This is a genomic window from Mycobacterium senriense, from assembly GCF_019668465.1.
GTDB lineage: Bacteria > Actinomycetota > Actinomycetes > Mycobacteriales > Mycobacteriaceae > Mycobacterium > Mycobacterium senriense.
This window is the reverse complement of record NZ_AP024828.1, coordinates 3,601,260-3,627,045: the sequence shown is the minus strand read 5'-3', so window position 1 is coordinate 3,627,045 and position 25,786 is coordinate 3,601,260. Positions and strand designations below refer to the sequence as shown.

The following is a 25,786-nucleotide window of genomic DNA, read 5'->3' as shown; positions in this document are numbered from 1 at the left end:
TGTAAGCGCCCGAACCCCCAGGTGGCGGGGTTGGTTGTGAGGTGATCAGGGAATCGTGAGCACTTGACCGGGCTGAATCAGGTCGGGGTTGGAGATGCCGCTGGCGTCGGCGATCGCTTGATATCGATTGCCGTCACCGTAGAAGCGCTCCGCGATCGCCCACAGGGTGTCGCCGGAGGCGACGGTGTAGGTCCGCGCCGCGGGCTCTGGCTCTGGCTCTGGGGCCGGCTCCGCGGCGACCTCGGCTGGGGCCTCCTCGGCGGCATCCTCGGTCTGCGCGGCAGGTTCTTCGGCGGCGGCCTCGGGTGCCGGTGGCGGCGGGTTGTCGGTCTCTGTGTGCGTCGACCATGCCGGCCCGTCGGAGGCATACAGCACCAAGTTGCGGTCGTCTTGAAGCACGAGTTTGACGTCCTTCTTGCCCTTGGTGTCGGTATGCCAGACCGGTTTATCCGCCGTGTAGAGGACGAAGTTGCCGTCGGGTTGCACCTCGGCGCGCACCACATTTTGGCCCTCGGTCGACGTCGACCACAAAGCCTGACCTCGCGAGGCCAGCACCAAGTTGCCGTCGTCCTCCAGGGTCAAGGTGTAGGCGCCGTTGTTCGAGGCGAGCGATTCCCCGCGCACAAGCTTTTGACCACCAGTAAGCGTGTCTGACATAGCAATTACCTCTCTCATCAACGCAGTCCGGCCACGCCAAGGCCGAACATTGCTCGTACCCGCTAGGGACTGTTCGATCTTTTATTTGGGGCCTGGACATCCCTCCCTCGACGCAATCGAAACCACCCGGGAATACCGATGAAGACCCCGCGTGGTGTTGCGGCGCTGGGTTACTTCTTGCCGCCGAGCAACCCACCGAGGATGTCGCCCAACGCACCGCCCTTGCCGCCCAACACGTTTCCGAGAATGCCGCCAAACGATTTGTCACCGGAGCCGGCACCGAGGATGCTGCCCAGAACTTCGCCCAGGGCGCCACCCGAAGCGGCCTGCGTCGTCCGAGGGACCGTTTCCGGCGACCCCTGCCCCGCCGGATTCAACTGTTTTCCGATGTATGCCAACACGATCGGGACCAAGACCGGCAGCAACTGTTTGAGCATGTCGCTGTTACCGGCGCCTCCCTTGGCCAGCGCCGACGCGACTTGATCGGCGTCGTTGCCACCGAAGATCGTTGCGATCGCCTGCCGGCCGTCGCCCGCATCAACCTGGTCGACATCCCCGCCGGCGTCGAGCAGGCCACGGGCGGCGTGACTCGTGGCAGCGGACTCGATCCGGTCCGCCGCCGCGGGATCCTGTGAGTTCTGGTGAAGGCCGCTCAGCAGCACCGGCACCAGTGTGTGAACCGCGCCGACGACTTCGTCTTCGTTCACGCCAAGCCTTGTCGCGATTTCAGATGTGGGGATCTGGGCGTACAGATCATCAAGACCGGCCATCGGGGGTCACCCGCCTTTATTGCTGGATGTATGAGCCAAGTCAGATACGACACTAGACTCATGCGGTCCCACACGACAGCCCTCGCTGTGGGCCGCGCAACGCAACCGGGTCACTAACCCAGCCGCTCGACCTCCAATGTCACGCCCGCGGCGGGGAACCGGTCCAGCAGCGCGTCGCCCATCGCGGCCGCGGGGGTGAGAACGCCGTGCAGATCCGGGAGCTTGTCGCGATCCACGGCTAGCGCGAGGCCGCACTCCCCCAGCAATACCGAGGTCGCCTTATAGCCCGGGTCGCCGCGCTGTTCCATGCGCGCCACGTAACGGGCACCGGTGGTTGTGGTGGTGAAGGTCTCGATCCGGTAGTAGCCGCGTTCGCAGGCAGCCTGGCTCGGACCGGTTCCGGGTTTGGGCACGATGCGCTCCACCAGTTTGCGTGGCAGCAGCCGGAAATACCGGCTGCCCAATCCGAAGGTCGCCGCGCCGACCCCGCCCACCACCGCGGATGCCACCGGAGCCAGCGGCGACGAGCCCAGGCTCATGCTTTCGCTGTACCGCAACTGGCGTCCGTAGGCCCAGTCCAGCAATGCGTTGCTGCGCCGCACAATTCGGGTGTTGTAGGGAGCCATCAGGAAGCCCGACGTCCACAATCCGGTCAGCTCCGGCGCGATCCGACGACCCCGACGCCAGGGCAGATCGGGCTGGGGGCCGATATCGGGTTCGGCACCGCGGTCGGTGGTCAGCGTGTACGGGTCGGCGAGCTGGCGGCGGGCGTCGGGATCGCGGGAGGCGGTGTCGAGCACCTCCAGCATCGACGCGACGGTTCCGCCGGACACGCCGCCGGAGAAGGAGCGGACCACCAGGTCGGTGTCGCCGAGCTCTCCCGCGCCGTCGTCCCGCGCCGCCCGGTACAGCGCATACACGCTTAGGTCCGAAGGGACGGAATCGAATCCGCAGGCGTGCACGATGCGGGCCCCGGTGTCCGCGGCCTGCTTGTGGTACAGGTCGATGCTTTCGCGGACGAACATCGCTTCGCCGGTCAGGTCGGCGTAGTCGGTGCCTGCGCCGGCGCAGGCGGCCACCAGCGGCAACCCGTAGCGGGTGTAGGGCCCGACCGTGGTGATGACGACCTGGGTGCGGGCCGCCATCTCATCGAGCGTCGAGGGCGACGACGCGTCGGCGCTCAGGATGGGCCACGACTGCGCGCTGTCGCCGAGAGTGTCGCGGACGGCGCGCAACCGGTCGGCCGATCTGCCGGCCAGCGCGATCCGCCTGTCCGGTGCCGAGCCGGCCAGGTATTCGGCGGTGAGTTTCCCGACGAAACCGGTCGCCCCGTACAGCACAATGTCGAATTCGCGCGGCGTTGCGGTCACGGGCCCGACGCTACCCGACGCCGGGCCTCGCACCCCCTGGAGCTAAGAAGTGCCGGGCACGAGGCCCGGCACTTCTTATATGTATGACTATGACAGCGAAGCCGTCGATTGCGGCTGCGGCTCAGCCGCGGCGGCCGCAGACCGGCCACGCGCCGATGCCCTGCGAGTGCAACACGTTCTCGGCGACCCGGATCTGCTCGTCGCGGCTCGCGCCGGACGGGGAACCCGCCCCACCGTTGGCGCGCCAGGTGCTCGGGGTGAACTGCAGGCCGCCGGAGAAGCCGTTACCGGTGCTGATTCCCCAGTTGCCACCCGACTCGCACTGCGCGATGGCATCCCAGTTCACGCTGTACGCGCGGTGGGCGGGAGGCGGCGGGACGTCCGGGCCAGGCGGCGGCGCATCCGGGGCCGGCGGCGGCGGAGCGTCCGGGGCCGGCGGCGGCGGGGCGTCCGGAGCCGGCGGCGGCGGAGCGTCCGGGGCCGGCGGCGGCGGAGCGTCCGGGGCCGGCGGCGGCGGAGCGTCCGGAGCCGGGGGCGGCGGAGCGTCCGGGGCGGGGCCGGCGGCGGCCGGCGCGTTGGGGTCGAAGCCCGCCGGTACCTCGTCCGCGTGCGCGGTGGCCGACGGGATGGTCACGAGCGTGCCCGTGACCGCGGCAAGAATGAGCGTCTTTCGGACGTTCTGCAAGTTTGTTCCTTTCGCGGTGCGCGCGCGCCAAAGCAAGCCCACGGATGTGGGCTGAAGCTGTCTGGTTGATGCCTGCTTTGAAACGTGCCGTCTGGGTCAGGCACGGCAGCGGCGGGCCAAGTCTGCCCGGTGGGTGTTACCCACCGACCACGGTCGGGCTTTCGCCGTCCGTGGCACCGCTCGCACGCGGGTCCGTGGATTCAATTATTGATTACTCTTCCGTAACCCGTTGTGGGCTAACAGGGACCGTAGAAGAACCCGGCGCATTCGTCATCTCCGGAAATCGGATATCTCGTTTCGATAACGACCCGATCACACCGTGGTAGCCCGTCCATTTGGGCAGGTCATGGCGGCGTTTTCCGAATCGACGCTCGGCCAGTTCGGCCAAACAAATGGTGAGCCGAATCACCTGGGTTTTGTGAGCTGGCGCACGTTTATTTGCCGTGCTGCCGCCGATTGGCCAGCGCTTCAATGGATCCGAACGAGCCGCCGCAAACCAGCGCAGAGTACCGCAAGGCACGCATGACGCAAGGCACCCTCGCAAGCCGGCGATCAAGAACGCCGGATGATATCGACTTATGCTGCGCGCCAGTTCAGTTCAATTGATGACATCGCGCGCGACCGCGTCTGCCATACCGGCAACGTATTGCACTGCCCGGCAACCTATTTCGCTGATAATGCACGACCGCAACCGCTTTCGAGCACTCCCGCAAAGTCGCGGAATCACCATCGACCTCCGCCCACCGAGTAATGCCGATCGACGGCGGCCGCGATCTCAACAAGTCGATTTTGCTGAAATGGCTTTCCCCTCTTAGCCGATGCCGCGGGCACGGTGAGCCGCCCAATCCGCCAGACACAATGGAAAGATCCTCAAATCGCCACTGCCACAACAGATCGCGATGCCCTAGCTACTTCGACCTGAAAAACGGTTGATGGTCTGAGGGCGCTCGAGCTGACGGCCGAGGCTGGTCGATCGGGCTGCTGGTCTGCGCTGTTCATGCGGCCAGGGCGCTGATCTTGACCAGGTTGTGGGCGAAGACTCCGTGTCCGCACCAGGTTCGAGCTCCCGTCAGGGTGGTCAACTCGGTGCGGTTCCAACCGTAGCTGCGTTTGAGGTGGTTGATCCGGCCTTCACATCCGGTTCGCCATTTGATCTTGGTGCGGAATGCTCTTCGGTGTTCGAACTCCCGGCGGGTGGCACTGGGCTTATTGGCACGCGGGATCGCGACGCGGCGAACCCCGAGGTCGTGCAGTTCGGTTTCCACCGACGCGTATCCATAGCCGCGATCAGCAGTCACCGCTGTTGGTGCACCACCGGTGCGTTCTGTTATGCGTGCGATGGCCGGCACCAATTGCGGTGCATCAGCAGGGTTTCCGGTCTCGACTGTGTGGTCGAGGATGACCCCGTCGGCGTTGTCTACGACCTGGGCTTTGTAACCGAACTCCACCGGCTTACCGAGCCGACCCTTGCGGATGGGGCGGGCATCGACGTCATGGAAACTGACCATCCGGGTCGCTGAATCAGGCATCACTCCGGCCAGCCGGCTGCGGGTCTGAGCCACCACTAGAGCGGTGCGTTGCAACAGCGTATCGAGGTCATTGATCGCTCGGCGCAATTGGCCGCAACGCCGACCGGTCGCGGTGGGCAGACTCCGTCGGGCGTTGCGCAGCACCGCCTGGGCATCACGCACCGTCGATTCGGCGATACCGGCCAGATCCCCGGTAATCCGCAGCACCGCAGCCTGGCCCTCCTCGCGCGCCGCTGCACCGCGCAGACGCAGCTTGGCCGCGATCGAACGGGCCCGCTGCCCCGCGGAGCGACTGCGGTCGCGCACCCGGGTGCGCGTCGCTCCGCCGGCGGCTTGAATACGCGTGATCGTGCCAGCGATGCTGCCCACGGCCTTGGCCAACAAACCCGAGTCGGTCGGATAGGCCACCGCCGCTGGCACCACGGTGGTATCCGCACGGACCTTGTCGGTTCGCAGCAATTTGCGCTCGGTGGCTTTGGCCAACAGCGCATCGTTGAGCCCGGCCACCGCAGCATCGCCGCACCGGCGGGTCAGCTTCATCAACGTGGTCGGATGCGGGACCCGTGTGCCGAACGGGATTCGGCAAAACCGTTGCCAGGAAATCGAATCACCCACCTCACGACACAGCGACTCATAACCCAGCCCGTAACGGAACTTCAGGAACATCATCCGCAGATAGGTCTCCATCGGTACCGACGGACGCCCCATTCGTGCGTCGAAAAACGACACGAAAGGCGCGAAGAACGCTGGGTCGTCGAGCAGCCTGTCCACCCGCGCCAATTCGTCGGGCAACACCAGCAGCTCCGACGGCAGTATCGCGTCCCACAACGACGGCTGGTCGTTTAAAGTTCTCAGCACGATGGCCTCGATCCCTTCTTGCCCAAGGGTTCGAGGCCATCATCTCGTCAAACAACGGCCACTTCAGCCACCGCCACACCCCGACTTTTTCAGGTCGAAGTAGCTAGCAAATATTCGGAATGACGTGGCTCCGTAATGCCGAAATTGTGCGGTGCAAAATTCCAGATACCCAAATAACGAATGCCGTGTTTACGGCGCGTTGTCAGTGGCGTCGAATTGTCGAAATGTAGAGTCCGCCGGCTCGATCGGCCGGCGTTCCGGAGTCAGCTCCGCAACTGCGCCAGAGCGAGCAGGTCGCTCTCCGTGTTGACGTTGGCCAGGAAGCGCGATTCCGGCAGCACGATCTGCTGTGCGTCCGAGGCGTCGATCAGGGCACGCATGGAACGCGCGCCGGCGGCCACCAAACCGTCGATCCGCGCGGCCAGATCGGTGCGGTATACCGCGGCCAGGTAGTGGCTGCGGCCGTCCCATGGCAACACGATCTCGGCGTTGGTCTCGGTGGCCAGTTGCACCAGCTCATCGATCAATTCCGCCGACAGCAGCGGCATGTCGACGGCGCAGACGAAGGCATACCGGGCGCCCGCCTCGGCCGCCGCCCGCAGTCCGCGTCCGGTCGCCGGCAGCGGACCCTGGCCGCGCACCTCGTCGCGGACGACCTGCGCCTGCACCGCGGGCAACGGTTGGCCCGGCGCGGCCATCACGAAAACCGGCTCGCAGCGCTGCGCGAGGACCCCCGCGACGTATTCGAGGAGCGTGGCGGCGCCGCCGGGACCGGGCAGGGTGGCCTTGTCGCGGCCCATGCGCCGCGATTCACCGCCAGCCAGCACGATGCCCGCTAGCGACCCGGCCTTTTTCTCTGTGTCGGGCATCTGGTCGCCCACGTCAGTCGACGGTCCAGGTGTCGCGCCCGCGCAGCAGCGATTGCAGCGCGGCGGAGTCGAAAGCCTTCGCCGACTGGGCGGCCTGCACCTGTGCGCGTGCCGCGTCGTCGTAGGTGGGCCGGCTGATGTTGCGGAAGATGCCCAGCACGGTGTGATCCAGGTTCTGGTCCGACAACCGGGACAGGGCGAAGGCGTAGGCCGAGTTGTCGCTGTGCGCGTCGTGCACCACGATCTCGTCGACCGACACGTCGGCCGTCTTGGCCACCTCCAGGCCGAAGCCCGACCTCACCACGCAGTATTCGCCGTTGGCGCCGAACACAATTGGCTCGCCGTGGCGGACGTTGATGACCCGCTCCTCGGCGCCTTCCTTGCGCAGCGCGTCGAACGAGCCGTCGTTGAAGATCGGGCAGTCCTGCAGGATCTCGACCACGGCGGCGCCCCGGTGCCCGGCGGCGGCGCGCAGCACCTCGGTCAGTCCGTTGCGGTCGGAGTCCAGCGCGCGGCCGACGAAGGTCGCCTCGGCGCCCAGCGCCAGCGACACCGGGTTGAACGGGTGGTCCAGCGATCCCATCGGGGTCGACTTGGTGACCTTGCCGACCTCTGATGTCGGCGAGTACTGACCCTTGGTCAGACCGTAGATCCGGTTGTTGAACAGCAGGATGGTGATGTTGACGTTGCGGCGCAGCGCGTGGATCAGATGGTTACCGCCGATCGACAGCGCGTCACCGTCACCGGTGACCACCCAGACCGAGAGGTCCTCGCGGGCCAGCGCCAAACCGGTGGCGATGGCCGGTGCGCGGCCGTGGATCGAGTGAAAGCCGTAGGTCTCGAGGTAGTACGGGAAGCGGCTCGAGCAGCCGATGCCGCTGATGAACACGATGTTCTCGCGACGCAGCCCGAGGTCGGGCAGGAAGTTGCGGATGGTGTTGAGGATGACGTAGTCGCCGCAGCCCGGGCACCAACGGACCTCTTGGTCACTGGTGAAGTCCTTGGACTTCTGCGGCTGGTCCGTGGTGGGGACCCCGTCGTTTTTGGTCAACTTCGCAGTCACACCGAGGTCTTTGCCCGCCAGGTTGCCGATCACGTCAGTCACGAGCGCCGCTCCTCCTCATCGCTTCGCTCTATGTTGTTGCCGGCCGGAACCACTGAGCTCATGCGCCGGCTCCAACCGTTGCTGCCGCCATCTTGGCGACCATCGTCTTGTCGTTCTCCACTTCGGCCAGCGTCCCGCCCAGCGCGGCGCGGATGACGCGACCGATCTCGTCGGCCAGGAATGCGACACCCTGCACCTTGCTCACCGATTGCACGTCCACCAGGTACTTGCCACGCAGCAGGAACGCGAGCTGACCCAGGTTCATTTCCGGCGCCACTACCTGCGGGTAGCGCCGCAGCACCTCGCCCAGATTGGCCGGGAAGGGGTTGAGGTAGCGCAAGTGGGCGTGCGCCACCTTGATGCCCTTGCGCCGCGCGCGCCGGCAGGCCTCACCGATCGGGCCGTACGAGCTGCCCCAGCCGATCAGCAGCAGTTCGGCGTCGCCGGTCGGGTCGTCGACCTCCAGATCGGGTACCGAGATCCCGTCGATCTTGGCCTGGCGCAACCGGACCATCAGGTCGTGGTTGACCGGCTCGTAGGAGATGTTGCCGGAGCCGTTCGCCGCTTCCAGCCCTCCGATGCGGTGCTCGAGCCCCGGGGTGCCGGGCACGGCGAATTGCCGCGCCAGCGTCTCCGGGTCACGCGCGTAGGGCTGGAACGGCTCGTCTGGCTTGGCGAAGGTGTGCGTGATGCGCGGCAGCGTGCTGACGTCCGGAATGCGCCAGGGCTCTGACCCATTGGCGATCGCGCCGTCGGACAAGACGATCACCGGGGTGTGGTAGGACACCGCGATGCGGGCCGCCTCGAGCGCGGTCTCGAAGCAATCCGAGGGTGAGCGCGGGGCCAGCACCGCGACCGGTGACTCGCCGTTGCGCCCGAACAACGCCTGCAGCAGGTCGGCCTGCTCGGTCTTGGTGGGCAGCCCGGTCGAGGGCCCGCCGCGCTGCACGTCGACGACGAGCAGCGGCAGCTCGGTCATCACGGCCAGCCCGAGCGCCTCGGACTTGAGCGAGATGCCGGGGCCGGAGGTGGTGGTGACGCCCAGCACGCCGCCGTACGAGGCGCCGATGGCGGCGCAGATGCCACCGATCTCGTCCTCGGCCTGGAAGGTCACGACGTTGAAGTTCTTGTGCTTGGACAGCTCGTGCAGGATGTCGGAGGCCGGCGTGATCGGGTAGCTGCCGAGCATGACCGGAATGTCCGCCAGCTGACCGGCCGCCACGATGCCGTACGCCAGGGCGGTGTTGCCCGAGATCTGGCGGTATTCGCCCGACGGCAGGGTCGCCCGGGACACCTCGTAGGTGGTGCCGAAGGCCTCGGTCGTTTCGCCGTAGTTCCAGCCCGCCTTCAGCGCCAGCACGTTGGTCTCGGCGACCTCGGGCTTGCGGGCGAACTTCTCCCGGATGAACTTCTCGCTGGTTTCGATCGGCCGCCCGTACATCCACGACAGCAGGCCCAGCGCGAACATGTTCTTGGCGCGCTGGCCGTCCTTCTTCGTCGCGCCGATCGTCTCGACCGCCCCGAGCGTCAGCGTGGTCATCGCGACGGAATGCACCACGTAGTCCGACAACTCATCGGTCTCAAGCGGGTTGGTGACGTAGCCGACCTTGGTCAGGTTGCGCTTGGTGAACTCGTCGGAGTTCGCGATCACCATTCCACCGCGGGGCAGGTCACCGATGTTGGCTTTGAGCGCAGCGGGATTCATCGCGACGAGGACGTCGGGCCGGTCGCCGGCGGTCAGGATGTCGTAGTCGGCAATCTGAATCTGGAAGGACGAGACGCCGGGCAGCGTGCCTGCAGGGGCGCGGATCTCGGCGGGATAGTTGGGCTGGGTGGCCAGGTCGTTGCCGAAAAGCGCTGCCTCGGATGTGAAGCGGTCACCGGTGAGCTGCATGCCGTCGCCGGAGTCCCCGGCGAAGCGAATGACGACTTGTTCGAGGCGCTGACGGGCAGATCCGTTGGGCGAAGCCCCATTCTGTGAGTCTGATCCGGCTCCGCTGCCGTTCGGATCCACGTCTTTGCCCTCCACTTTGCTCACCGGACAGACACTGCGCAACCTAGATTACGCCCGTGAAAGTGACTTTCCGGCCGTCTCGGTTTGATGTCACTGGAAGTATCAATTATGGCACTGATTTACGGTCGCCATCGCCGTCCCTGAGCCGTCATCTCAGCCGCGTCGGCTGCCAAAAGACCACGTCAGCGACGTGCTACTGATCAGTAGCCCAGCAAACTGTGGCGTTGGTCACGTCAATGCACGTCGCACGGGCAGCAAAGCACGCGAGGAGGCGGTCGGTAATTGGTCCCGCGGGGATACTGGACGGACTTAGGCGCTCTTGTCCCGGCGCTCGGAACGGGAAGGCTTGCGCGGCACGATCGTCGGCAAGACGTTGTCCTGGACGGTCTCCTTGGTCACCACGACCTTCGCGACGTCGTCGCGGCTCGGGATGTCATACATCACCGGCAGCAGGACCTCTTCCATGATGGCCCGCAGGCCACGGGCGCCGGTGCCGCGGTGGATCGCCTGGTCGGCGATCGCTTCCAGGGCGTCGTCGCTGAACTCGAGCTCCACGTTGTCCATTTCGAAGAGCCGGGTGTACTGCTTGACCAGCGCGTTCTTCGGCTCGGACAGGATCTTGACCAGCGACTCGCGGTCCAGGTTGGTGACGGACGCGACCACCGGCAGCCGGCCGATGAACTCGGGGATCAGGCCGAACTTGATCAGGTCTTCGGGCATCACGTCGGAGAAGTGGTCGGTGGTGTCGATCTCCGCCTTGGAGCGCACCTCGGCGCCGAAGCCCAGGCCGCGCTTGCCGACCCGCTCGTAGATGATCTTCTCCAGGCCCGCGAAGGCCCCGGCGACGATGAACAGCACGTTGGTGGTGTCGATCTGGATGAACTCCTGGTGCGGGTGCTTGCGCCCACCCTGCGGGGGAACCGAGGCCTGGGTGCCTTCCAGGATCTTCAGCAGGGCCTGCTGGACGCCTTCTCCGGAGACGTCGCGGGTGATCGACGGGTTCTCGCTCTTACGGGCGATCTTGTCGACCTCATCGATGTAGATGATGCCGGTCTCGGCGCGCTTGACGTCGTAGTCGGCCGCCTGGATCAGCTTGAGCAAGATGTTCTCGACGTCCTCACCGACGTAACCGGCTTCGGTCAGGGCGGTGGCGTCGGCGATGGCGAACGGGACGTTGAGCATCTTGGCGAGCGTCTGGGCCAGGTAGGTCTTGCCGCAGCCGGTCGGTCCGAGCATCAAGATGTTGGACTTGGTCAGCTCGACCGGCTCGTGCCGCGAGTCCCGGCCCTTTTCACCGGCCTGGATCCGCTTGTAGTGGTTGTAGACGGCCACGGCCAGGGTCCGCTTGGCGGTGTCCTGCCCGATGACGTATCCCTCGAGGAACTCCCGGATCTCGATCGGCTTGGGGAGTTCGTCAAGCTTCACGTCGTCGGCGTCGGCGAGCTCCTCTTCGATGATCTCGTTGCAGAGATCGATGCATTCATCGCAGATGTACACACCGGGGCCAGCAATGAGCTTCTTGACCTGCTTCTGGCTCTTCCCGCAGAACGAGCACTTCAACAGGTCACCGCCGTCTCCGATGCGCGCCATGGTGCTGAGGGCCTACTTCCTGTTCGCCGTTGGTCGTGCCTGTCCCCGCATGTATTCACCGACGCTACCCGTTTGTTCGGGCCCGACGCGACCATAAGGGCCGAATCGCGTCGGTGGTATTCATGCATGTCCGTATGTGATGAAACATATAGCCAGACGGAGCCCGTCACTCGCGAAAGGCGCGCTTTGCGTGTCCTTGGCGTGTCGCGGTCGTGATGCGACCGAGGCTGACTGCCCTCCGACCTTGCTTCGGTGTGGAGGTGCTAACCCAACGCCGACAATCACGCGAGGCCTGGGCGGACCCCCAAGAATTCACCCTACAGTGGCGACGTGGGTTCGGCGGCAGGCTTTGCATGGCCCAGCGGATGCGTGCTGCTCGACGGCGGCTTGGCCACCGAGCTCGAAGCGCGTGGCCATGACCTGTCCGACCCGTTGTGGTCGGCCAGGCTGCTCGCCGACGCGCCGCAGGCCATCGCCGCCGTGCACGCCGCCTACTTCCACGCCGGGGCCATCATCGCGACGACGGCCAGCTACCAGGCCTCGTTCGAGGGGTTCGCCGCCCGCGGGTTCGATCGCCGGGAAACGGCCGGGCTGCTGCGCCGCAGCGTCGAGCTTGCCAAGGCGGCGCGGGACGAATCCGGCCTCGATGGGCTGCTCGTTGCCGCCTCGATCGGACCGTACGGCGCGGCGCTGGCCGACGGATCGGAGTACCGCGGGCGCTACGGCCTGTCGGTCGCGGCCCTGGCGCGATGGCATCGACCACGGCTGGAGACCCTGGCCGACGCCGGCGCGGACCTGCTGGCGTGCGAAACCGTGCCCGACGTCGACGAGGCGCAGGCCCTGGTCGAGCTGGTGCGCTCGGTCGGGAAGCCGGCCTGGCTGAGCTACACCATCGAGGGCGACCGGACCCGCGCCGGGCAATCGCTGGCCGACGCGTTCGCGGTGGCGGCCGGCGTTGACGAGATCGTCGCGGTCGGGGTGAACTGCTGCGCGCCCGACGACGTGTTGCCCGCGATCGCGCGCGCCGAGGCGGCCGGGAAGCCGGTCATCGTCTACCCGAACAGCGGCGAACGCTGGGACGCGTTGCGGCACAGGTGGACCGGGCCGTCGCGGTTCAGCACGGACCTGGCGGCCCAGTGGACCGCGGCCGGGGCCCGCATCGTCGGCGGATGCTGCCGGGTCGGGCCCGCCGACATCGCCGACCTTCGCCGCAACCGCTAGGCGGACTGCGCCGAAAGCTTCCGGTACTCCAGCACGGTGTCGATGATCCCGTAGTCCTTGGCCTCTTCGGCGGTCAGGATCTTGTCCCGGTCGGTGTCCTTGCGGACCGTCGCGGCGTCCTTGCCGGTGTGGCGGGCCAGCGTGGTCTCCATCAGCGTGCGCATCCGCTCGATCTCGGCGGCCTGGATCTCCAGATCGGAGAACTGGCCCTGGATCACGCCCTGCAGCGAGGGCTGGTGGATCAGCACCCGGGCGTTGGGCAGCGCCATCCGCTTGCCCGGCGTCCCGGCGGCCAGCAGCACCGCGGCCGCCGAGGCGGCCTGGCCCAGGCACACCGTCTGGATGTCGGCGCGCACGTACTGCATGGTGTCGTAGATCGCCATCAGCGAGGTGAATCCGCCACCGGGCGAGTTGATGTACATGGTGATGTCGCGGTCGGGGTCCAACGACTCGAGCACCAGCAGCTGCGCCATGATGTCGTTCGCCGACGCGTCGTCGACCTGCACGCCGAGGAAGATGATGCGTTCCTCGAACAGCTTGTTATACGGGTTGGACTCCTTGACACCGAAGCTGGAGTGCTCGATGAACGAGGGCAGGATGTAGCGCGCCTGGGGCTGCGTTTCGGGGTTCACTGGGCTTCTCCATTGGTGATGTGGGCGGCGCGGGTGATGATGTGGTCGACGAAGCCGTATTCCAGGGCCTCCTGCGCGGTGAACCAGCGGTCGCGATCGGAATCCGCCTCGATGCGCTCGATCGGCTGGCCGGTGAATTCCGCGTTGAGCCGGAACATCTCCTTCTTGATGACCGTGAACTGCTCGGCCTGGATGGCGATGTCGGCCGCGCTTCCGGTGACCCCGCCGAGCGGCTGGTGCATCAGGATGCGGGCGTGCGGCAACGCGTACCGCTTGCCCTTGGTGCCGGCGGCCAACAAGAACTCGCCCATCGAGGCGGCCATGCCCATCGCGTAGGTGGCGATGTCGCACGGCGCCAGCACCATGGTGTCGTAGATCGCCATCCCGGCGCTGATCGATCCGCCCGGTGAATTGATGTACAGCGAAATGTCCTTGGTGGCATCCTCGGCGGCGAGCAGCAGAATCTGCGCGCACAGCCGGTTGGCGATTTCGTCGCTCACCTCCGAACCCAGGAAGATGATGCGCTCGGACAGCAAGCGCTCATAGACCGAGTCCGTGAGGTTGAGACCCTGCGAGTTTGAACGCATGTCAGTCACGACTGGGTTACCTGCTTTCTCGAGATCTGTATTCACGACACTAACCAACCGAGCCCACTGTTTCGCGGCCACGCACCCCTGAAAGGGGCACGTTCGCTCACAGCGTCATGGCGCGGTCACTCCCCTGCGTCGGCCTCATCGGAATCGCCGGCGTCGCCCGAGTCCTCGTCGGCCTCGGAGCGCTTGCCGAAGAATTCACTCGTGTCGATGGCGTTTCCGGCGGTATCGGTGACGGTCGCCGACCGGATCACCTCGGCGATCGCCAGTGCGCGCCGCACGTCGGCGAACATGGCCGGCAGCTGGTTGTTCTCCTGGAGGTAGGCCACCAGCTGCTGGGGCTCGATGCCGTATTGCCGCGACGTCGCCACCAGGCGCTCGGTCAGGTCGTCCTGGCCAACCTGGACCTCCAGCTCGTCGGCCAGGGCATCCAGCAGCAGCTGCCGCTTGACGTCCGTCTCGGCGGCGGTGCGCGTCTCGGTCTCGAACTCCTCGCGGGACTTGCCCTGCTGGGCCAGCACTTCCTCGAGCTTGGACTCGTCGTGGTCGAGGCTGTGCAGGGCGTTGTGCAACGCGCTGTCGACCTGGGCCTTGACGATGGCTTCCGGCAGCGGCACCTCGACCTGCTCGAGCAGCGTGTCGAGGGCGGCTTCGCGAATGTTCTCGGCCTGCTGGGCGCGCTTGGTGCGGCCGACCTGCTCGCGCAGGTTGGACTTCAGCTCCTCGATGGTGTCGAACTCGCTGGCCAGTTGCGCGAACTCGTCGTCGGGCTCGGGCAGCTCGCGTTCCTTGATCGACTTGACCGTGACGGTCACCTGGGCATCCTTGCCCGCGTGTTCGCCCGTCGCCAGCTGCGCGGTGAACTCCTTGGACTCGTCCACGGACAGACCGACCAGCGCCTCGTCCAGGCCCGCGATGAGCCGGCCCGAGCCGACCTCGTGGGACAGGCCCTGCGCGGCGGCGCCCGGAATCTCTTCGCCGTCGATGGTGGCCGACAGGTCGATCGAGACGAAGTCGCCGTCGGCGACCGGGCGGTCCACCCCGGTCAGGGTGCCGAATCGGGCACGCAGAGACTGCAGTTCGGCGTCCACGTCCTCGTCGCTGACCTCGATCGGATCCACCGAGACCTTGAGCGCCCCGGGGTCCGGCAGGGTCAGCTTGGGGCGGACGTCGACCTCTGCGGTGAAGGCCAGCTCCTCGCCGTACTCCTTCTTGGTGACCTCGATCTCGGGCTGGCCCAGCGGGTGCACCTCGGATTCGGCGACTGCCTGCCCGTACCGCGCGGGCAGCGCCTCGTTGACGACCTGATCGAGCATCGCCTCGCGACCGAAGCGCGCCTCCAGCAACTTCGCCGGCGCCTTGCCCGGCCGGAACCCGGGCAGCCGCACCTGCCGGGCCAGCTCCTTGTAGGCGCGCTGGAAGTCGGGTTCGAGTTCCGAGAAAGGGACCTCCACGTTGATGCGCACCCGGGTGGGGCTCAACTGCTCGACGGTGCTCTTCACGGGTGTGCTCCTCAGTGCTCGTTCTTTGCTCGTTGTAGGCGGTCGGTGGGTCGTGCGCATGGCACGGACCGGTCGTGCTGGTCGGGGTGACAGGATTTGAACCTGCGGCCTTCCGCTCCCAAAGCGGATGCGCTACCAAGCTGCGCTACACCCCGCGCTGACCTCGATGATCCTAAGGCCCCTCACCACCGGGTTGGCCACGGGCTTGGCGGCGACGTCGCAGACCTCACGGAGCGATCACAAAACCGAGTCGATTAGATTTGATCTTCGTCGCCAGCTACAGTCACGCTCGACTAAATACATGCGGGCGTAGCTCAATGGTAGAGCCCTAGTCTTCCAAACTAGCTACGCGGGTTCGATTCCCGTCGCCCGCTCGGGCTAACTATCTGCTCGATAGAAAGGCGCCATGAGCGACCTGAAGACCGACGCGTCAATCCACGGGTCATGCGCCTCGGACTTTGCCGGTGTTCGCGACGCATTCGAGCGCAATTTCACGCTGGGCGATGAGGTCGGCGCCGCCGTCGCGGTGTGGGTCGACGGGTCTCTGGTGGTCAATTTGTGGGGTGGCTGGGCCGACGGGGCCCGCACCCGGCCGTGGCGGCAGAACACCCTCACCACCGTGCTGTCCGGCACCAAGGGCCTGTCGGCCACCTGCGTGCACCAGCTCGCCGACCGCGGGGAGCTGGATCTGCAGGCCCCGGTCGCCCACTACTGGCCCGAGTTCGCCCGGGCGGGCAAACAAGACATCACGCTGGCGATGGTGATGAGCCACCGATCCGGGGTGATCGGTCCGCGCACCCGGATGCGGTGGGAGCAGGTCGCCGACTGGGACTATGTCTGCGAACAGCTGGCGGCCGCCGAGCCGTGGTGGGAACCTGGCACCGCGCAGGGCTACCATATGACGACCTTCGGTTTCATCATGGGCGAGGTGTTCCGCCGGGTGACGGGCCGGACCATCGGCCAATACCTGCGCACCGAGATCGCCGAACCGTTCGGCGCCGACGTCCATATCGGGTTGCCGCTGAGCGAGCAGCACCGCTGCGCCGAGCGGGTCAACAAGCCGCACGCCCGAGACCTGCTGGCCGAGGCGAAGGCTCCCGGCTATCCCACCAGCCTGGCCGATCACCCCAAGGCGGGACTGTCCATCTCGATGGGGTTCGCCCCCGATGACGAACTCGGCTCGCACGACCTGAACCTCTGGCGCGAACTCGAGTTCCCCGGCACCAACGGGCAGGTCTCGGCGTTGGGATTGGCGACCTTCTACAACGCGCTCGCCCAGGAGAAGGTGCTCAGCCGCGAGCACATGGACCTGGTGCGGGTCTGTCAGGGTGGGCTGGACACCGATCTGGTGCTGGGCCCGCGGGTCGCCGACCACGGCTGGGGGCTGGGCTACATGCTCAACCAGCGCTGCGTCAACGGACCCAACCCTCGGATCTTCGGCCATGGCGGGCTGGGCGGCTCGTTCGGGTTCGTCGACCTTGAGCACCGCATCGGCTACGCGTATGTGGCCAATCACTTCGACCCCACCAAGGCGAACGCGGACCCGCGCAGCCTGGTGCTGTCCAACGAGGTCTACTCCGTGCTGGGAGTCAGCTAGCGCCTGAACGCAAACGCGCCCTGCCGGGTATCGGCAGGGCGCGTTTGGTTGCGTGGCTTATCTGGATCAGGGGTGCCAGCCGGGAGGCGGCGGCGGTCCGCCAGGACCACCGGGACCCCATCCGGGACCACCAGGGTGGTCGTGGTCCCATCCGGGACCACCGGGGTGGTCGCGGTCCCAGCCGCCCGGCCCGCCAGGGCCCCAGCCCTCACGGTGCCAGTCGTGGCAGCCGTTCCAGTCCCAGTTGTCACCCCAGCCCGGGTCCCAGTACTCACCCGGACACCATTGCGGGAAGGGGCCGGGGTGGGCCTGCGCCTCGGTTGCGACGCCCATGCCGGCTAAACCCAGCCCGGCGATTGCGAGAGCCGTTGCGGCAAAACGTGGAAGAGTTTTCACAGACGGTGTTTTACCCGCATCGGTGCTTTGCCTAAACAATTTCCGCCAGTGTTTCGAGCTGCGAATTTCCTGCCAATCCGCGGCCCCGTCCCCCGGCGGAGGTTTCGGGCGAGCCCGGCCTGCTTACTTCTGGCAGGTCGGACACCAGAAAACGTTGCGCCCCTCCAGCACCGTCGTGCGGATCGGATCGCCGGACACCCGGCAGGGCTCGCCGGCCCGCCGGTAGACGTAGGTGCGGGGCCGATCGGGCCGGTACGACGGCGCGCCGTGGTCGTGTTCGGGCCGCACCACGATGATCTTCCCGCGACGCAATCCGACCTTCATCAGCGCGACCAGATCGGTCCAGGCCGCGTCGAACTCGTCCTCACCCACGTCGCGACCGGGCCGGAACGGGTCGATCCGGTGGCGGAACAGCAACTCGCTGCGATAGACGTTGCCGACGCCGGCCATCACCGTCTGGTCCATCAGCAGCGCGCCAATGGGTCTGCGGGACTTGGCAATCCGCTTCCACGCCCACGACGGATCGGCGTCGCTGCGCAACGGGTCGGGCCCCAGCCTGGCCAGGACGTCACTGACCTGGCCCTCGTCGATGACCTCGCACACCGTCGGGCCGCGCAGGTCGGTGCCGTAGCGGGTGCCGATCATGCGCATCCGCACTTGCCCGATCGCCTCGGGGAATAGGCCGTCGCCGGGACGTTCCCATTCGGTGAAGGCGCCGTACAGGCCGAGGTGCACGTGCACGATCGGGCCGCCGGCGTAGTGGTGGAACAGGTGTTTGCCCCATGCGCTGGTGCGCTGCAGCACGCGGCCGTCGACCACCGCGGCCGAGTCAGCGAAGCGGCCCTGTGGGCTGGACACCGCGACGGGGGCGCCGGCGTACCGGCGTTGGTGCAGCCGGGCCAGCCGGTGCAGGGTATGCCCTTCGGGCACGCGCAGACCCTTCCGGCGTCAACCCGCCGCGCCGGGCACCGGCGGGGCTTGGTGGGTGCGTTCGTATTCGGCGAGTATGTCGATACGCCGTTGGTGGCGTTCGGCTTTGGACCACGGCGTGGTCAAGAAGGCGTCGACGAAGGCCAGGGCCTCGGCCACGGTGTGCATGCGACCGCCGATGCCGATCAGTTGGGCGTTGTTGTGCTCGCGGGCCAGCGTCGCCGTTTCGACGCTCCAGGCCAGCGCGCAGCGGGCACCGGGCACCTTGTTGGCGGCGATCTGCTCGCCGTTGCCCGACCCGCCCAGCACGATGCCCAGGCTGCCCGGGTCGGCCACCGTGCGTGTCGCGGCGGCGATGCAGAAGGCCGGGTAATCGTCTTCGGCGTCGTAGCTGAAGGCGCCGCAATCGATCGGCTCGTGCCCGGATTTCGTTAGGTGGTCGATGATCTGCTGCTTGAGCTCGAATCCGGCGTGGTCAGAGCCGAGGTAGACGCGCATGCCCGCAATCCTTACACAGCCGCCCGCCGACCCGTCTGGTGGCGATCGCAGTGGATCGCCGCCCGACCCGTCTGGTGGCGATCGCAGTGGGTCGCCACCATCGCCACCATCGTGTCTAGTCGAAGTCCGGCTTCTCGGTGCGGCTGCGCTTGAGCTCGAAGAAGTGCGGGTAGGACGCGAAGGTGACCGAGGCGTCCCACAGCTTGCCCGCTTCCTCACCGCGCGGAATCTTGGAGAGCACCGGCCCGAAGAACGCCACGTCGTTGACGTGGATGGTCGGGGTGCCGACGTCGTCGCCCACCGCGTCCATGCCGGCATGGTGGCTCTTGCGCAGCGCCTCGTCGTACTCCTCGCTGTTCGCGGCCTCCGCCAACTCGGCCGGCAGGCCCGCGTCGGCCAGCGCCAGCTTGATCACGTCATCCAGATCTTTGTTGCCCTCGTTGTGGATCCGGGTTCCCATCGCGGTGTACAGCGGCGCCAGCACCTCGGCACCGTGGGCCTGCTCGGCGGCGATCGCCACCCGCACCGGACCGAACGCCTTCACCATCCGTTCGCGGTACTCCTCCGGCAGACCTTCGCGGTTTTCGTTGAGCACCGCCAAGCTCATCACATGGAAGTTCACGTCGATGTCGCGAACCTTCTCCACTTCGAGGATCCAGCGTGAGGTGATCCATGCCCAGGGACACAGCGGATCGAACCAGAAATCGGCTTTGTTCTTCGCGGCGGCGGCGTCAGGCATGGCGAATCCTCTCGTGGAGTTAAAAGTCCGATCTGCACAACCGTAGGCGTCTGCATCCTGTTCCCGGTTTGCCCGACCCGTAAGTTGGACACGTGGCTCTCCCCAACCTCACCCGCGAACAAGCCGTCGAGCGCGCCTCGCTGATCACCGTCGCCAGCTATCAGATCGACCTCGATCTCACCGACGGCTCCGGCTCCCCCGGCGAACGGACCTTCCGCTCGATCACCACGGTGGTGTTCGACGCGCTGGCCGGCGCCGACTCGGTCATCGACATCGCGGCCGACACCATCCGCGGCGCCACGCTCAACGGGCGCGATCTGGACGTCTCCGGATACGACGAGTCGACCGGTATCCCCCTGCGCGGGTTGGCCGACCGCAACGTCGTCGTCGTCGACGCGGACTGTCTCTACTCGAACACCGGTGAAGGTCTGCATCGGTTCGTCGACCCGGTCGACAACGAGACCTACCTGTACTCGCAGTTCGAAACCGCTGACGCCAAGCGCATGTTCGCCTGCTTCGACCAGCCGGACATGAAGGCGACCTTCGACGTGCGGGTGACCGCGCCCGCGCACTGGAAAGTGATCTCCAACGGCGCGACGGTGTCGGTGAACAACGGCCTGCACACCTTCGCCACCACGCCGCGGATGAGCACCTACCTGGTCGCCCTGATCGCCGGTCCCTACGCCGAGTGGAACGACTCCTACACCGACGAGCACGGCGAAATCCCACTGGGCATCTTCTGTCGCTCCTCGCTGGCCAAACACATGGACGCCGACCGGCTGTTCACCCAGACCAAGCAGGGATTCAGCTTCTATCACAAGAACTTTGGTTTGCCCTACGCCTTCGGGAAATACGATCAGCTGTTCGTCCCCGAATTCAACGCCGGCGCAATGGAAAACGCCGGCGCGGTGACGTTCCTCGAGGACTACGTATTTCGCAGCAAGGTCACCCGGGCTTCCTATGAGCGGCGCGCCGAGACCGTGCTGCACGAGATGGCGCACATGTGGTTCGGTGACCTGGTCACCATGGCGTGGTGGGACGATCTGTGGCTGAACGAGTCGTTCGCGACCTTCGCGTCGGTGCTATGCCAAAGCGAGGCAACCGAATTCACCGAGGCCTGGACGACCTTCGCGACGGTCGAGAAGTCGTGGGCCTACCGCCAGGATCAGTTGCCGTCCACGCATCCGATCGCCGCCGACATCCCCGATCTGGCCGCGGTCGAGGTGAACTTCGACGGCATCACCTACGCCAAGGGCGCTTCGGTGCTCAAGCAGTTGGTCGCCTACGTCGGGCTCGAGCACTTCCTGGCCGGGCTGCGCGATTATTTCCGCGCCCACGCCTTCGGCAACGCCACGTTCGACGATCTGGTCGCCGCGCTGGAGCAGGCGTCCGGGCGTGACCTGTCCGACTGGGGTCAGCAGTGGCTGAAGACGACCGGTCTGAACACGCTGCGCGCCGAGTTCGATGTCGACAGCGACGGCAAGTTCACCCGGTTCGCGGTGGCCCAGAGCGGCGCCGCGCCGGGCGCGGGCGAGACCCGCGTGCACCGCCTGGCGGTCGGGATCTACGACGACGATGGCAGCGGGAAGCTGGCGCGGGTGCACCGCGAGGAACTCGACGTCGAGGGTCCCGTCACGGAAGTTCCTGCGCTGGTTGGTGTCTCGCGGGGCCAGCTGGTGCTGGTCAACGACGACGACCTGACGTATTGCTCGTTACGGCTGGACGGCGAGTCGCTGCGCACCGCGCTGGAGCGCATCGCCGACATCGCCGAGCCACTGCCGCGCTCGCTGGTCTGGTCGGCCGCCTGGGAGATGACACGCGAGGCCGAACTGCGGGCCCGCGACTTCGTGGCGCTCGTGACGGGCGGCGTGCACGCCGAATCAGAGGTCGGCGTGGCGCAGCGGCTGCTGCTGCAGGCCCAGACCGCGCTGACGTCGTACGCCGAGCAGGGCTGGGCGCGCGAGCACGGCTGGCCGCAGTTCGCCGACCGGCTGCTGGAGTTGGCGCGCGGCGCGCAGCCCGGCTCGGATCACCAGCTCGCCTTCGTCAACACGCTGTGCTCGTCGGTGCTCTCGACCGGCCATATCGAAACGCTGGCGGACCTGCTGGACCGCGACCCCGCCGAGTTGGGGCTGGCCGGCCTCGAAGTCGACACGGACCTGCGGTGGCGGATTGTGACGGCGCTGGCCACCGCGGGCAGTGTCGACGCCGACGGGCTTGCGACGCCGTTCATCGATGCCGAGATCCAGCGCGACCCGACCGCCGCCGGCAAGCGCCACGGCGCCCAGGCCGCGACGTCGCGACCGCAGCCGGAGGTCAAGGAGGCGGCCTGGACGGAGGTGGTCGAAGACGACACCCTGGCCAACATCACCGCCCGCTCGATCATCGGGGGCATCGCCCCGCCCGGGCAGGCCGAGTTGCTCAAGCCGTTCACCGCGCGCTATTTCGAGGCGATCTCCGGGGTCTGGGCGCGCCGGTCCAGCGAGGTGGCCCAGACGGTGGTGATCGGGCTGTACCCGCACTGGGACATCAGTGAGGACGGCGTCGCCGCCGCGGACAGATTCCTGTCCGACCCGGAGGTGCCGGCGGCGTTGCGACGCCTGGTGCTCGAGGGCCAGGCCGGGGTGAAACGTTCGTTGCGCGCCCGCCGGTTCGACGCCGGAGAGGGCTGAGCCCCAACGAAGCTCAGGCGGGCGAAATCCCGGCGCTCAGTACGCGGATCGCGCTGACCAGGCCGTCGACCAGATCGCCCCGCTCGAACGCCGAGGACGCGGCGGCCACACCCAGCGGTGCGGCCGACTCTGCGCCGCGGCCGCGAACCTGCGTGCCGTAGACCACCTCGATGACCTTCTGGTTGGGTGAGACGGCCAGCAGCACCGCGTTGTCCGGCGTCGGCACGTCGGCCAGGATCTCGCGGGCCCGCGCGGCGGTGTCGCTGCCCAGGTCGCCCAAATAGATCGCGAAGCGCGTCTTGGACGCCCGGGAGCCGAACTTCAGCGCATCGTCGATGGCGACCAGGTCTTTGGTCGAAAACGGGAAATGCACCGACAGTTCGCCGGGCTCGGTGACACCGGAGATCCGCCCGCTGGTGGTGATGACCGAACCGGGCGGCAGCTCGGTGGGTTCCCTCGTCGCTACCTCACCACGTGCCACTGGCGCCACCTCCAACGGAGAATTCCGACGTGCCGTGCCCGCCGTGCCCTCCGTGGGCGTGGCCGACGTCTTCGCCGGTGGCGGCCCACAGGATCGGCGGATGCGTCCACTTCTCGCCCAACTTGTAGGCGGCTGGGTGCGGTCCCTTGTGGGACCAGATCAGCACCGACAGCACAACCACCAGCAACAGCGGTATTCCGACGATTAACAGATGGACATGCATAGGACTCACGACGCAAACCGTATCCCACGACGCGAACTACCGGCGCGACCGGACACCGGATTGGTGATCAGGCCGCGCCTTCCCCGAGATACCGGGCCCAGGCCGGATCCAGTTCCTTGACCGTCGACAGCAGCCGCCAGTGCTGCCCGGTCGGCGGCAGCGGCGGGCGGCGCAGCGCCCAGCCGAGCTCGCTGAGCAGCTTGTCACCCTTGCGGTGGTTGCAAGTCGAGCAGCACGCGACGCAGTTCTCCCAGGAATGATCGCCGCCGCGGCTGCGGGGCAGCACGTGGTCGACGGTGTCCGCCTTCGCCCCGCAGTAGGCGCAGCAGAACCGGTCGCGGTGCATCAGCGCGGCGCGGGTCATCGGGACGCGCGCCCGGTAAGGGACGCGGACGTAGGAGCGCAGCTGGATCACCGAGGGCACCACGATCGAGCTGGTCGCCGAGTGGATGATGGGCCCGCCCGGGTCGTGGTGGACCACGTCGGCCTTTCCGCAGATCACCATCACGATCGCGCGCCGCATCGGCAGCGCGGTCAACGGCTCGTAGGTGGAATTCAGCAGCAGGACCCGCCGGCGACTCCAGATGGACGCGCCCTCGGGGCGTGCGGGCGGGTGGATCTCAACACTGTGCAGCGACGACGCGGTTGCGGGTCCGGTCAACCCTGCCGCGGCAACCTGACTGCGGTGACTGCGGCGTTTCTTGCCCTGCGCCATAGATCCTCCGCGAACAGTCCACCATGATTCGCCGCCAATCGCACCCTATTGCAGGTGAACGCCGTGTCGATCCCATGAACACCAGGCAAGGCGTCGGGCCGCCTCCCCTTGGCATCGCGCGGATGCACCACAATGGACGGCGATGGATCAGGTAGCAGAGTCCTTCTACGACGCGGTCGGCGGCGCCGAGACTTTCCACGCGATCGTCGCGCGCTTTTACGCCCAGGTTCCCGAAGACGAGATCCTGCGTGAGCTGTACCCGCTGGACGACCTCGAAGGCGCCGAAGAACGCCTGCGGATGTTCCTCGAGCAGTACTGGGGCGGCCCGCGCACCTACTCCGACCGGCGCGGACACCCCCGGCTGCGGATGCGTCACGTGCCGTTCCGGATCACTCCCCTGGCGCGCGACGCGTGGTTGCGGTGCATGCAGACGGCCGTCGCGTCCATCGATTCGCAGACGCTCGACGATGAACACCGTCGCGAGTTGCTCAACTACCTGGAAATGGCTGCCGACTCACTGGTCAACTCGCCCTTCTAGATTCCCCGCAACCGAACGGAGCACTATGAGCCCCGCAGCATGGTGGTCGAACGCGGTCTTTTACCAGGTCTATCCACGGTCGTTCGCCGACAGCAACGGCGACGGCGTCGGCGACATCGACGGAATCGTCGCCCATCTGGATCACCTGGAGGGGCTGGGCGTGGACGCGATCTGGCTCAGCCCGGTCACCGTCTCGCCGATGGCCGACCATGGCTACGACGTCGCCGACCCACGCGACATCGACCCGCTGTTCGGCGGAATGCCGGCCATTGACCGGCTGATCGCGGGGGCACACCAACGGGGCATCAAGATCACCATGGACGTGGTGCCCAACCACACCAGCTCCGCGCACCCCTGGTTCCAGGCCGCGCTGGCCGCCGGCCCGGGCACCGACGCCCGGGAGCGTTACCACTTCCGCGACGGCCGGGGACCCGGCGGCGCGCTGCCGCCCAACAACTGGACGTCGGTCTTCGGCGGCTCGGCCTGGACGCGGGTGGTCGAGCCGGACGGCAATCCCGGTCAGTACTACCTGCACCTGTTCGACGCCGAGCAGCCGGACCTGAACTGGGAGAACCCCGAGGTTTTCGAGGACTTCGCGACGTCGCTGCGGTTCTGGCTGGACCGTGGGGTGGACGGCTTCCGCATCGACGTCGCGCACGGGATGGCCAAGCCCCCGGGCCTTCCCGACGCCAAGGACGCCGCCAAGGTGCTGTCGCACAGCGACGACGACCCGCGGTTCAACAACCCCGCCGTGCACGACATCCACCGCAAGATCCGCAAGATCGTCGACGAGTATCCCGGGGCGGTGACCATCGGCGAGGTATGGGTGATGGACAACCTGCTCTGGGCCGAGTACCTGCGACCCGACGAATTGCATCTCGGCTTCAATTTCCGGCTGACCAAGATCGACTTCGACGCCGACGAAATCCGTGACGCCATCGAGAACTCGCTTGCGGCCACCGCGATCTATGACGCCGTTCCGACCTGGACGCTGTCCAACCACGACGTGGACCGCGAGGTCACCCGCTACGGTGGCGGCGACATCGGGCTGCGCAGGGCCCGGGCCATGGCGATGGCGATGCTCGCCCTGCCGGGCACGGTGTTCATCTACAACGGCGAAGAGCTCGGGCTGCCCGACGTGTTGGACCTGCCCGAGGAGGTGCTGCAGGACCCGACCTGGGAACGGTCCGGGCACACCGAGCGGGGCCGGGACAAGTGCCGGGTGCCGATGCCGTGGTCGGGCCACGAGCCCCCGTTCGGGTTCTCGTCCTCACCCGATACCTGGTTACCGATGCCGAAGGACTGGGCGGCGCTGACCGTCGAGCAGCAGAGCGGCGATCCCGACTCCACCCTGTCGTTCTTCCGGCGGGCACTCGAATTGCGCAAGCGCCGTGTGGAATTCGACGGCGACGGCATCGAGTGGCTGGACGCGTCCGGCGATGCGGTGATCTTCCGGCGCCCCGGTGGGCTGATCTGCGCGCTCAACAGCGGCGAATCGCCGCTGCCGCTGCCGGCGGGCGAGCTGATGCTGGCCAGCGCACCGCTGCTGGAAGGCAAACTGCCACCGGATTCGGCGGCCTGGCTGGGGTAGCCGGTCCGGGT

24 protein-coding genes and 2 tRNA genes are annotated in these 25,786 nt (G+C 66.9%); 6 read left to right on the top strand and 20 right to left on the bottom strand.

What is annotated here, in order from left to right:
* Positions 1-45: 45 nt before the first annotated feature.
* From MTY59_RS17340 to clpX, 9 genes are all read right to left on the bottom strand, one after another.
* Positions 46-657, bottom strand: a complete 612-nt coding sequence (locus tag MTY59_RS17340; RefSeq protein WP_221042241.1) for a LysM peptidoglycan-binding domain-containing protein — start codon at positions 655-657, stop codon at positions 46-48.
* 170 nt (positions 658-827) lie between these two features.
* Positions 828-1,427, bottom strand: coding sequence for a DUF937 domain-containing protein (locus MTY59_RS17335; protein WP_221042240.1), 600 nt, complete (start codon positions 1,425-1,427; stop codon positions 828-830).
* 113 nt (positions 1,428-1,540) lie between these two features.
* Positions 1,541-2,797, bottom strand: a complete 1,257-nt coding sequence (locus MTY59_RS17330; protein ID WP_221042239.1) for a saccharopine dehydrogenase family protein — start codon at positions 2,795-2,797, stop codon at positions 1,541-1,543.
* 121 nt (positions 2,798-2,918) lie between these two features.
* Positions 2,919-3,482, bottom strand: a complete 564-nt coding sequence (locus MTY59_RS17325) for a transglycosylase family protein (protein WP_221042238.1) — start codon at positions 3,480-3,482, stop codon at positions 2,919-2,921.
* Between the two features lie 995 nt (positions 3,483-4,477).
* The gene (locus tag MTY59_RS17320; protein ID WP_431190724.1) at positions 4,478-5,869 is read right to left on the bottom strand and encodes an ISNCY family transposase; all 1,392 of its coding nucleotides are present in this window, start codon (positions 5,867-5,869) and stop codon (positions 4,478-4,480) included.
* A 263-nt stretch (positions 5,870-6,132) separates the two neighbouring features.
* A complete protein-coding gene (gene mobA / locus MTY59_RS17315) occupies positions 6,133-6,738 on the bottom strand; it encodes a molybdenum cofactor guanylyltransferase (RefSeq protein WP_221042237.1) in 606 nt (201 codons plus the stop codon).
* A 13-nt stretch (positions 6,739-6,751) separates the two neighbouring features.
* Entirely contained in the window at positions 6,752-7,843 is a 1,092-nt protein-coding gene (locus MTY59_RS17310) for a 2-oxoacid:ferredoxin oxidoreductase subunit beta (RefSeq protein ID WP_221042236.1), read from the bottom strand.
* A gap of 58 nt (positions 7,844-7,901) precedes the next feature.
* Positions 7,902-9,857: a 2-oxoacid:acceptor oxidoreductase subunit alpha gene (locus tag MTY59_RS17305; RefSeq protein ID WP_221046492.1), complete on the bottom strand. Its 1,956-nt coding sequence runs from the start codon at positions 9,855-9,857 to the stop codon at positions 7,902-7,904.
* 309 nt (positions 9,858-10,166) lie between these two features.
* A complete protein-coding gene (gene clpX, locus MTY59_RS17300) occupies positions 10,167-11,447 on the bottom strand; it encodes an ATP-dependent Clp protease ATP-binding subunit ClpX (RefSeq protein WP_007774153.1) in 1,281 nt (426 codons plus the stop codon).
* Between the two features lie 369 nt (positions 11,448-11,816).
* Here clpX and mmuM point away from each other — a divergent pair, with 369 nt between their 5' ends.
* Positions 11,817-12,668, top strand: coding sequence for a homocysteine S-methyltransferase (gene mmuM, locus MTY59_RS17295; protein ID WP_221046491.1), 852 nt, complete (start codon positions 11,817-11,819; stop codon positions 12,666-12,668).
* On the opposite strand, the gene clpP2 is transcribed toward mmuM, so the two are convergent.
* From clpP2 to MTY59_RS17275, 4 genes are all read right to left on the bottom strand, one after another.
* The gene (gene clpP2 / locus MTY59_RS17290) at positions 12,665-13,300 is read right to left on the bottom strand and encodes an ATP-dependent CLP protease proteolytic subunit ClpP2 (RefSeq protein WP_008255179.1); all 636 of its coding nucleotides are present in this window, start codon (positions 13,298-13,300) and stop codon (positions 12,665-12,667) included. The genes mmuM and clpP2 overlap by 4 nt on opposite strands.
* Positions 13,297-13,887, bottom strand: coding sequence for an ATP-dependent CLP protease proteolytic subunit ClpP1 (clpP1, locus tag MTY59_RS17285; protein WP_221046490.1), 591 nt, complete (start codon positions 13,885-13,887; stop codon positions 13,297-13,299). Before clpP1 ends, clpP2 begins: the two co-directional genes overlap by 4 nt.
* A gap of 125 nt (positions 13,888-14,012) precedes the next feature.
* Positions 14,013-15,395: a trigger factor gene (tig, locus tag MTY59_RS17280; protein WP_221042235.1), complete on the bottom strand. Its 1,383-nt coding sequence runs from the start codon at positions 15,393-15,395 to the stop codon at positions 14,013-14,015.
* Between the two features lie 78 nt (positions 15,396-15,473).
* Positions 15,474-15,550 (bottom strand) — tRNA-Pro (locus MTY59_RS17275).
* Between the two features lie 148 nt (positions 15,551-15,698).
* Between MTY59_RS17275 and MTY59_RS17270 the strand changes: the two genes are divergently transcribed.
* Together MTY59_RS17270 and MTY59_RS17265 are read left to right on the top strand one after the other, a co-directional pair.
* Positions 15,699-15,769, top strand: a tRNA-Gly gene (locus MTY59_RS17270).
* A gap of 32 nt (positions 15,770-15,801) precedes the next feature.
* A complete protein-coding gene (locus tag MTY59_RS17265) occupies positions 15,802-16,992 on the top strand; it encodes a serine hydrolase domain-containing protein (RefSeq protein ID WP_221042234.1) in 1,191 nt (396 codons plus the stop codon).
* 66 nt (positions 16,993-17,058) lie between these two features.
* Here MTY59_RS17265 and MTY59_RS17260 read toward each other — a convergent pair whose 3' ends face one another.
* From MTY59_RS17260 to MTY59_RS17245, 4 genes are all read right to left on the bottom strand, one after another.
* On the bottom strand, positions 17,059-17,325 hold the full coding sequence (locus MTY59_RS17260; RefSeq protein WP_250160581.1) for an Mtp family mycobacterial-type pilin: 267 nt from the start codon (positions 17,323-17,325) through the stop codon (positions 17,059-17,061).
* Between the two features lie 186 nt (positions 17,326-17,511).
* On the bottom strand, positions 17,512-18,318 hold the full coding sequence (locus tag MTY59_RS17255; protein WP_221042232.1) for an Fpg/Nei family DNA glycosylase: 807 nt from the start codon (positions 18,316-18,318) through the stop codon (positions 17,512-17,514).
* 18 nt (positions 18,319-18,336) lie between these two features.
* Complete coding sequence (locus MTY59_RS17250) at positions 18,337-18,816, bottom strand: ribose-5-phosphate isomerase (RefSeq protein ID WP_221042231.1); 480 nt, start codon at positions 18,814-18,816, stop codon at positions 18,337-18,339.
* Between the two features lie 115 nt (positions 18,817-18,931).
* Positions 18,932-19,555 (bottom strand): mycothiol-dependent nitroreductase Rv2466c family protein, encoded by a 624-nt coding sequence (locus tag MTY59_RS17245; protein ID WP_221042230.1) that lies wholly within the window; start codon positions 19,553-19,555, stop codon positions 18,932-18,934.
* 92 nt (positions 19,556-19,647) lie between these two features.
* Here MTY59_RS17245 and pepN point away from each other — a divergent pair, with 92 nt between their 5' ends.
* Complete coding sequence (gene pepN, locus MTY59_RS17240; protein WP_221042229.1) at positions 19,648-22,227, top strand: aminopeptidase N; 2,580 nt, start codon at positions 19,648-19,650, stop codon at positions 22,225-22,227.
* Between the two features lie 13 nt (positions 22,228-22,240).
* Here the strand turns inward: pepN and MTY59_RS17235 are convergent, their stop codons facing one another.
* The 3 genes from MTY59_RS17235 to MTY59_RS17225 all read right to left on the bottom strand — a co-directional run bounded on the left by MTY59_RS17235 (position 22,241) and on the right by MTY59_RS17225 (position 23,646).
* Positions 22,241-22,708 carry a DUF5130 domain-containing protein gene (locus MTY59_RS17235; RefSeq protein WP_221042228.1) on the bottom strand — a complete coding sequence of 156 codons (468 nt, stop codon included), beginning with the start codon at positions 22,706-22,708 and terminating at the stop codon, positions 22,241-22,243.
* Positions 22,695-22,931: an aa3-type cytochrome oxidase subunit CtaJ gene (gene ctaJ / locus MTY59_RS17230; RefSeq protein WP_221046489.1), complete on the bottom strand. Its 237-nt coding sequence runs from the start codon at positions 22,929-22,931 to the stop codon at positions 22,695-22,697. The genes MTY59_RS17235 and ctaJ overlap by 14 nt, the downstream gene beginning before the upstream one ends.
* A gap of 67 nt (positions 22,932-22,998) precedes the next feature.
* Complete coding sequence (locus MTY59_RS17225) at positions 22,999-23,646, bottom strand: HNH endonuclease (protein ID WP_221042227.1); 648 nt, start codon at positions 23,644-23,646, stop codon at positions 22,999-23,001.
* A gap of 142 nt (positions 23,647-23,788) precedes the next feature.
* Between MTY59_RS17225 and MTY59_RS17220 the strand changes: the two genes are divergently transcribed.
* Positions 23,789-24,184 carry a globin gene (locus tag MTY59_RS17220; protein WP_221042226.1) on the top strand — a complete coding sequence of 132 codons (396 nt, stop codon included), beginning with the start codon at positions 23,789-23,791 and terminating at the stop codon, positions 24,182-24,184.
* 25 nt (positions 24,185-24,209) lie between these two features.
* Positions 24,210-25,775: a glycoside hydrolase family 13 protein gene (locus MTY59_RS17215; RefSeq protein ID WP_221042225.1), complete on the top strand. Its 1,566-nt coding sequence runs from the start codon at positions 24,210-24,212 to the stop codon at positions 25,773-25,775.
* Positions 25,776-25,786: the final 11 nt, after the last annotated feature.

Coding starts and splice junctions, on each gene's coding strand:
- MTY59_RS17340 (WP_221042241.1), bottom strand. CDS start 657: ATGTCAGACACGCTTACTGGTGGTCAAAAGCTTGTGCGCGGGGAATCG.
- MTY59_RS17335 (WP_221042240.1), bottom strand. CDS start 1,427: ATGGCCGGTCTTGATGATCTGTACGCCCAGATCCCCACATCTGAAATC.
- mobA (WP_221042237.1), bottom strand. CDS start 6,738: ATGCCCGACACAGAGAAAAAGGCCGGGTCGCTAGCGGGCATCGTGCTG.
- clpX (WP_007774153.1), bottom strand. CDS start 11,447: ATGGCGCGCATCGGAGACGGCGGTGACCTGTTGAAGTGCTCGTTCTGC.
- clpP1 (WP_221046490.1), bottom strand. CDS start 13,887: ATGCGTTCAAACTCGCAGGGTCTCAACCTCACGGACTCGGTCTATGAG.
- MTY59_RS17265 (WP_221042234.1), top strand. CDS start 15,802: ATGAGCGACCTGAAGACCGACGCGTCAATCCACGGGTCATGCGCCTCG.
- MTY59_RS17260 (WP_250160581.1), bottom strand. CDS start 17,325: ATGGGCGTCGCAACCGAGGCGCAGGCCCACCCCGGCCCCTTCCCGCAA.
- MTY59_RS17250 (WP_221042231.1), bottom strand. CDS start 18,816: ATGCGCGTCTACCTCGGCTCTGACCACGCCGGATTCGAGCTCAAGCAG.
- MTY59_RS17245 (WP_221042230.1), bottom strand. CDS start 19,555: ATGCCTGACGCCGCCGCCGCGAAGAACAAAGCCGATTTCTGGTTCGAT.
- ctaJ (WP_221046489.1), bottom strand. CDS start 22,931: ATGCATGTCCATCTGTTAATCGTCGGAATACCGCTGTTGCTGGTGGTT.
- MTY59_RS17225 (WP_221042227.1), bottom strand. CDS start 23,646: ATGGCGCAGGGCAAGAAACGCCGCAGTCACCGCAGTCAGGTTGCCGCG.
- MTY59_RS17220 (WP_221042226.1), top strand. CDS start 23,789: ATGGATCAGGTAGCAGAGTCCTTCTACGACGCGGTCGGCGGCGCCGAG.
- MTY59_RS17215 (WP_221042225.1), top strand. CDS start 24,210: ATGAGCCCCGCAGCATGGTGGTCGAACGCGGTCTTTTACCAGGTCTAT.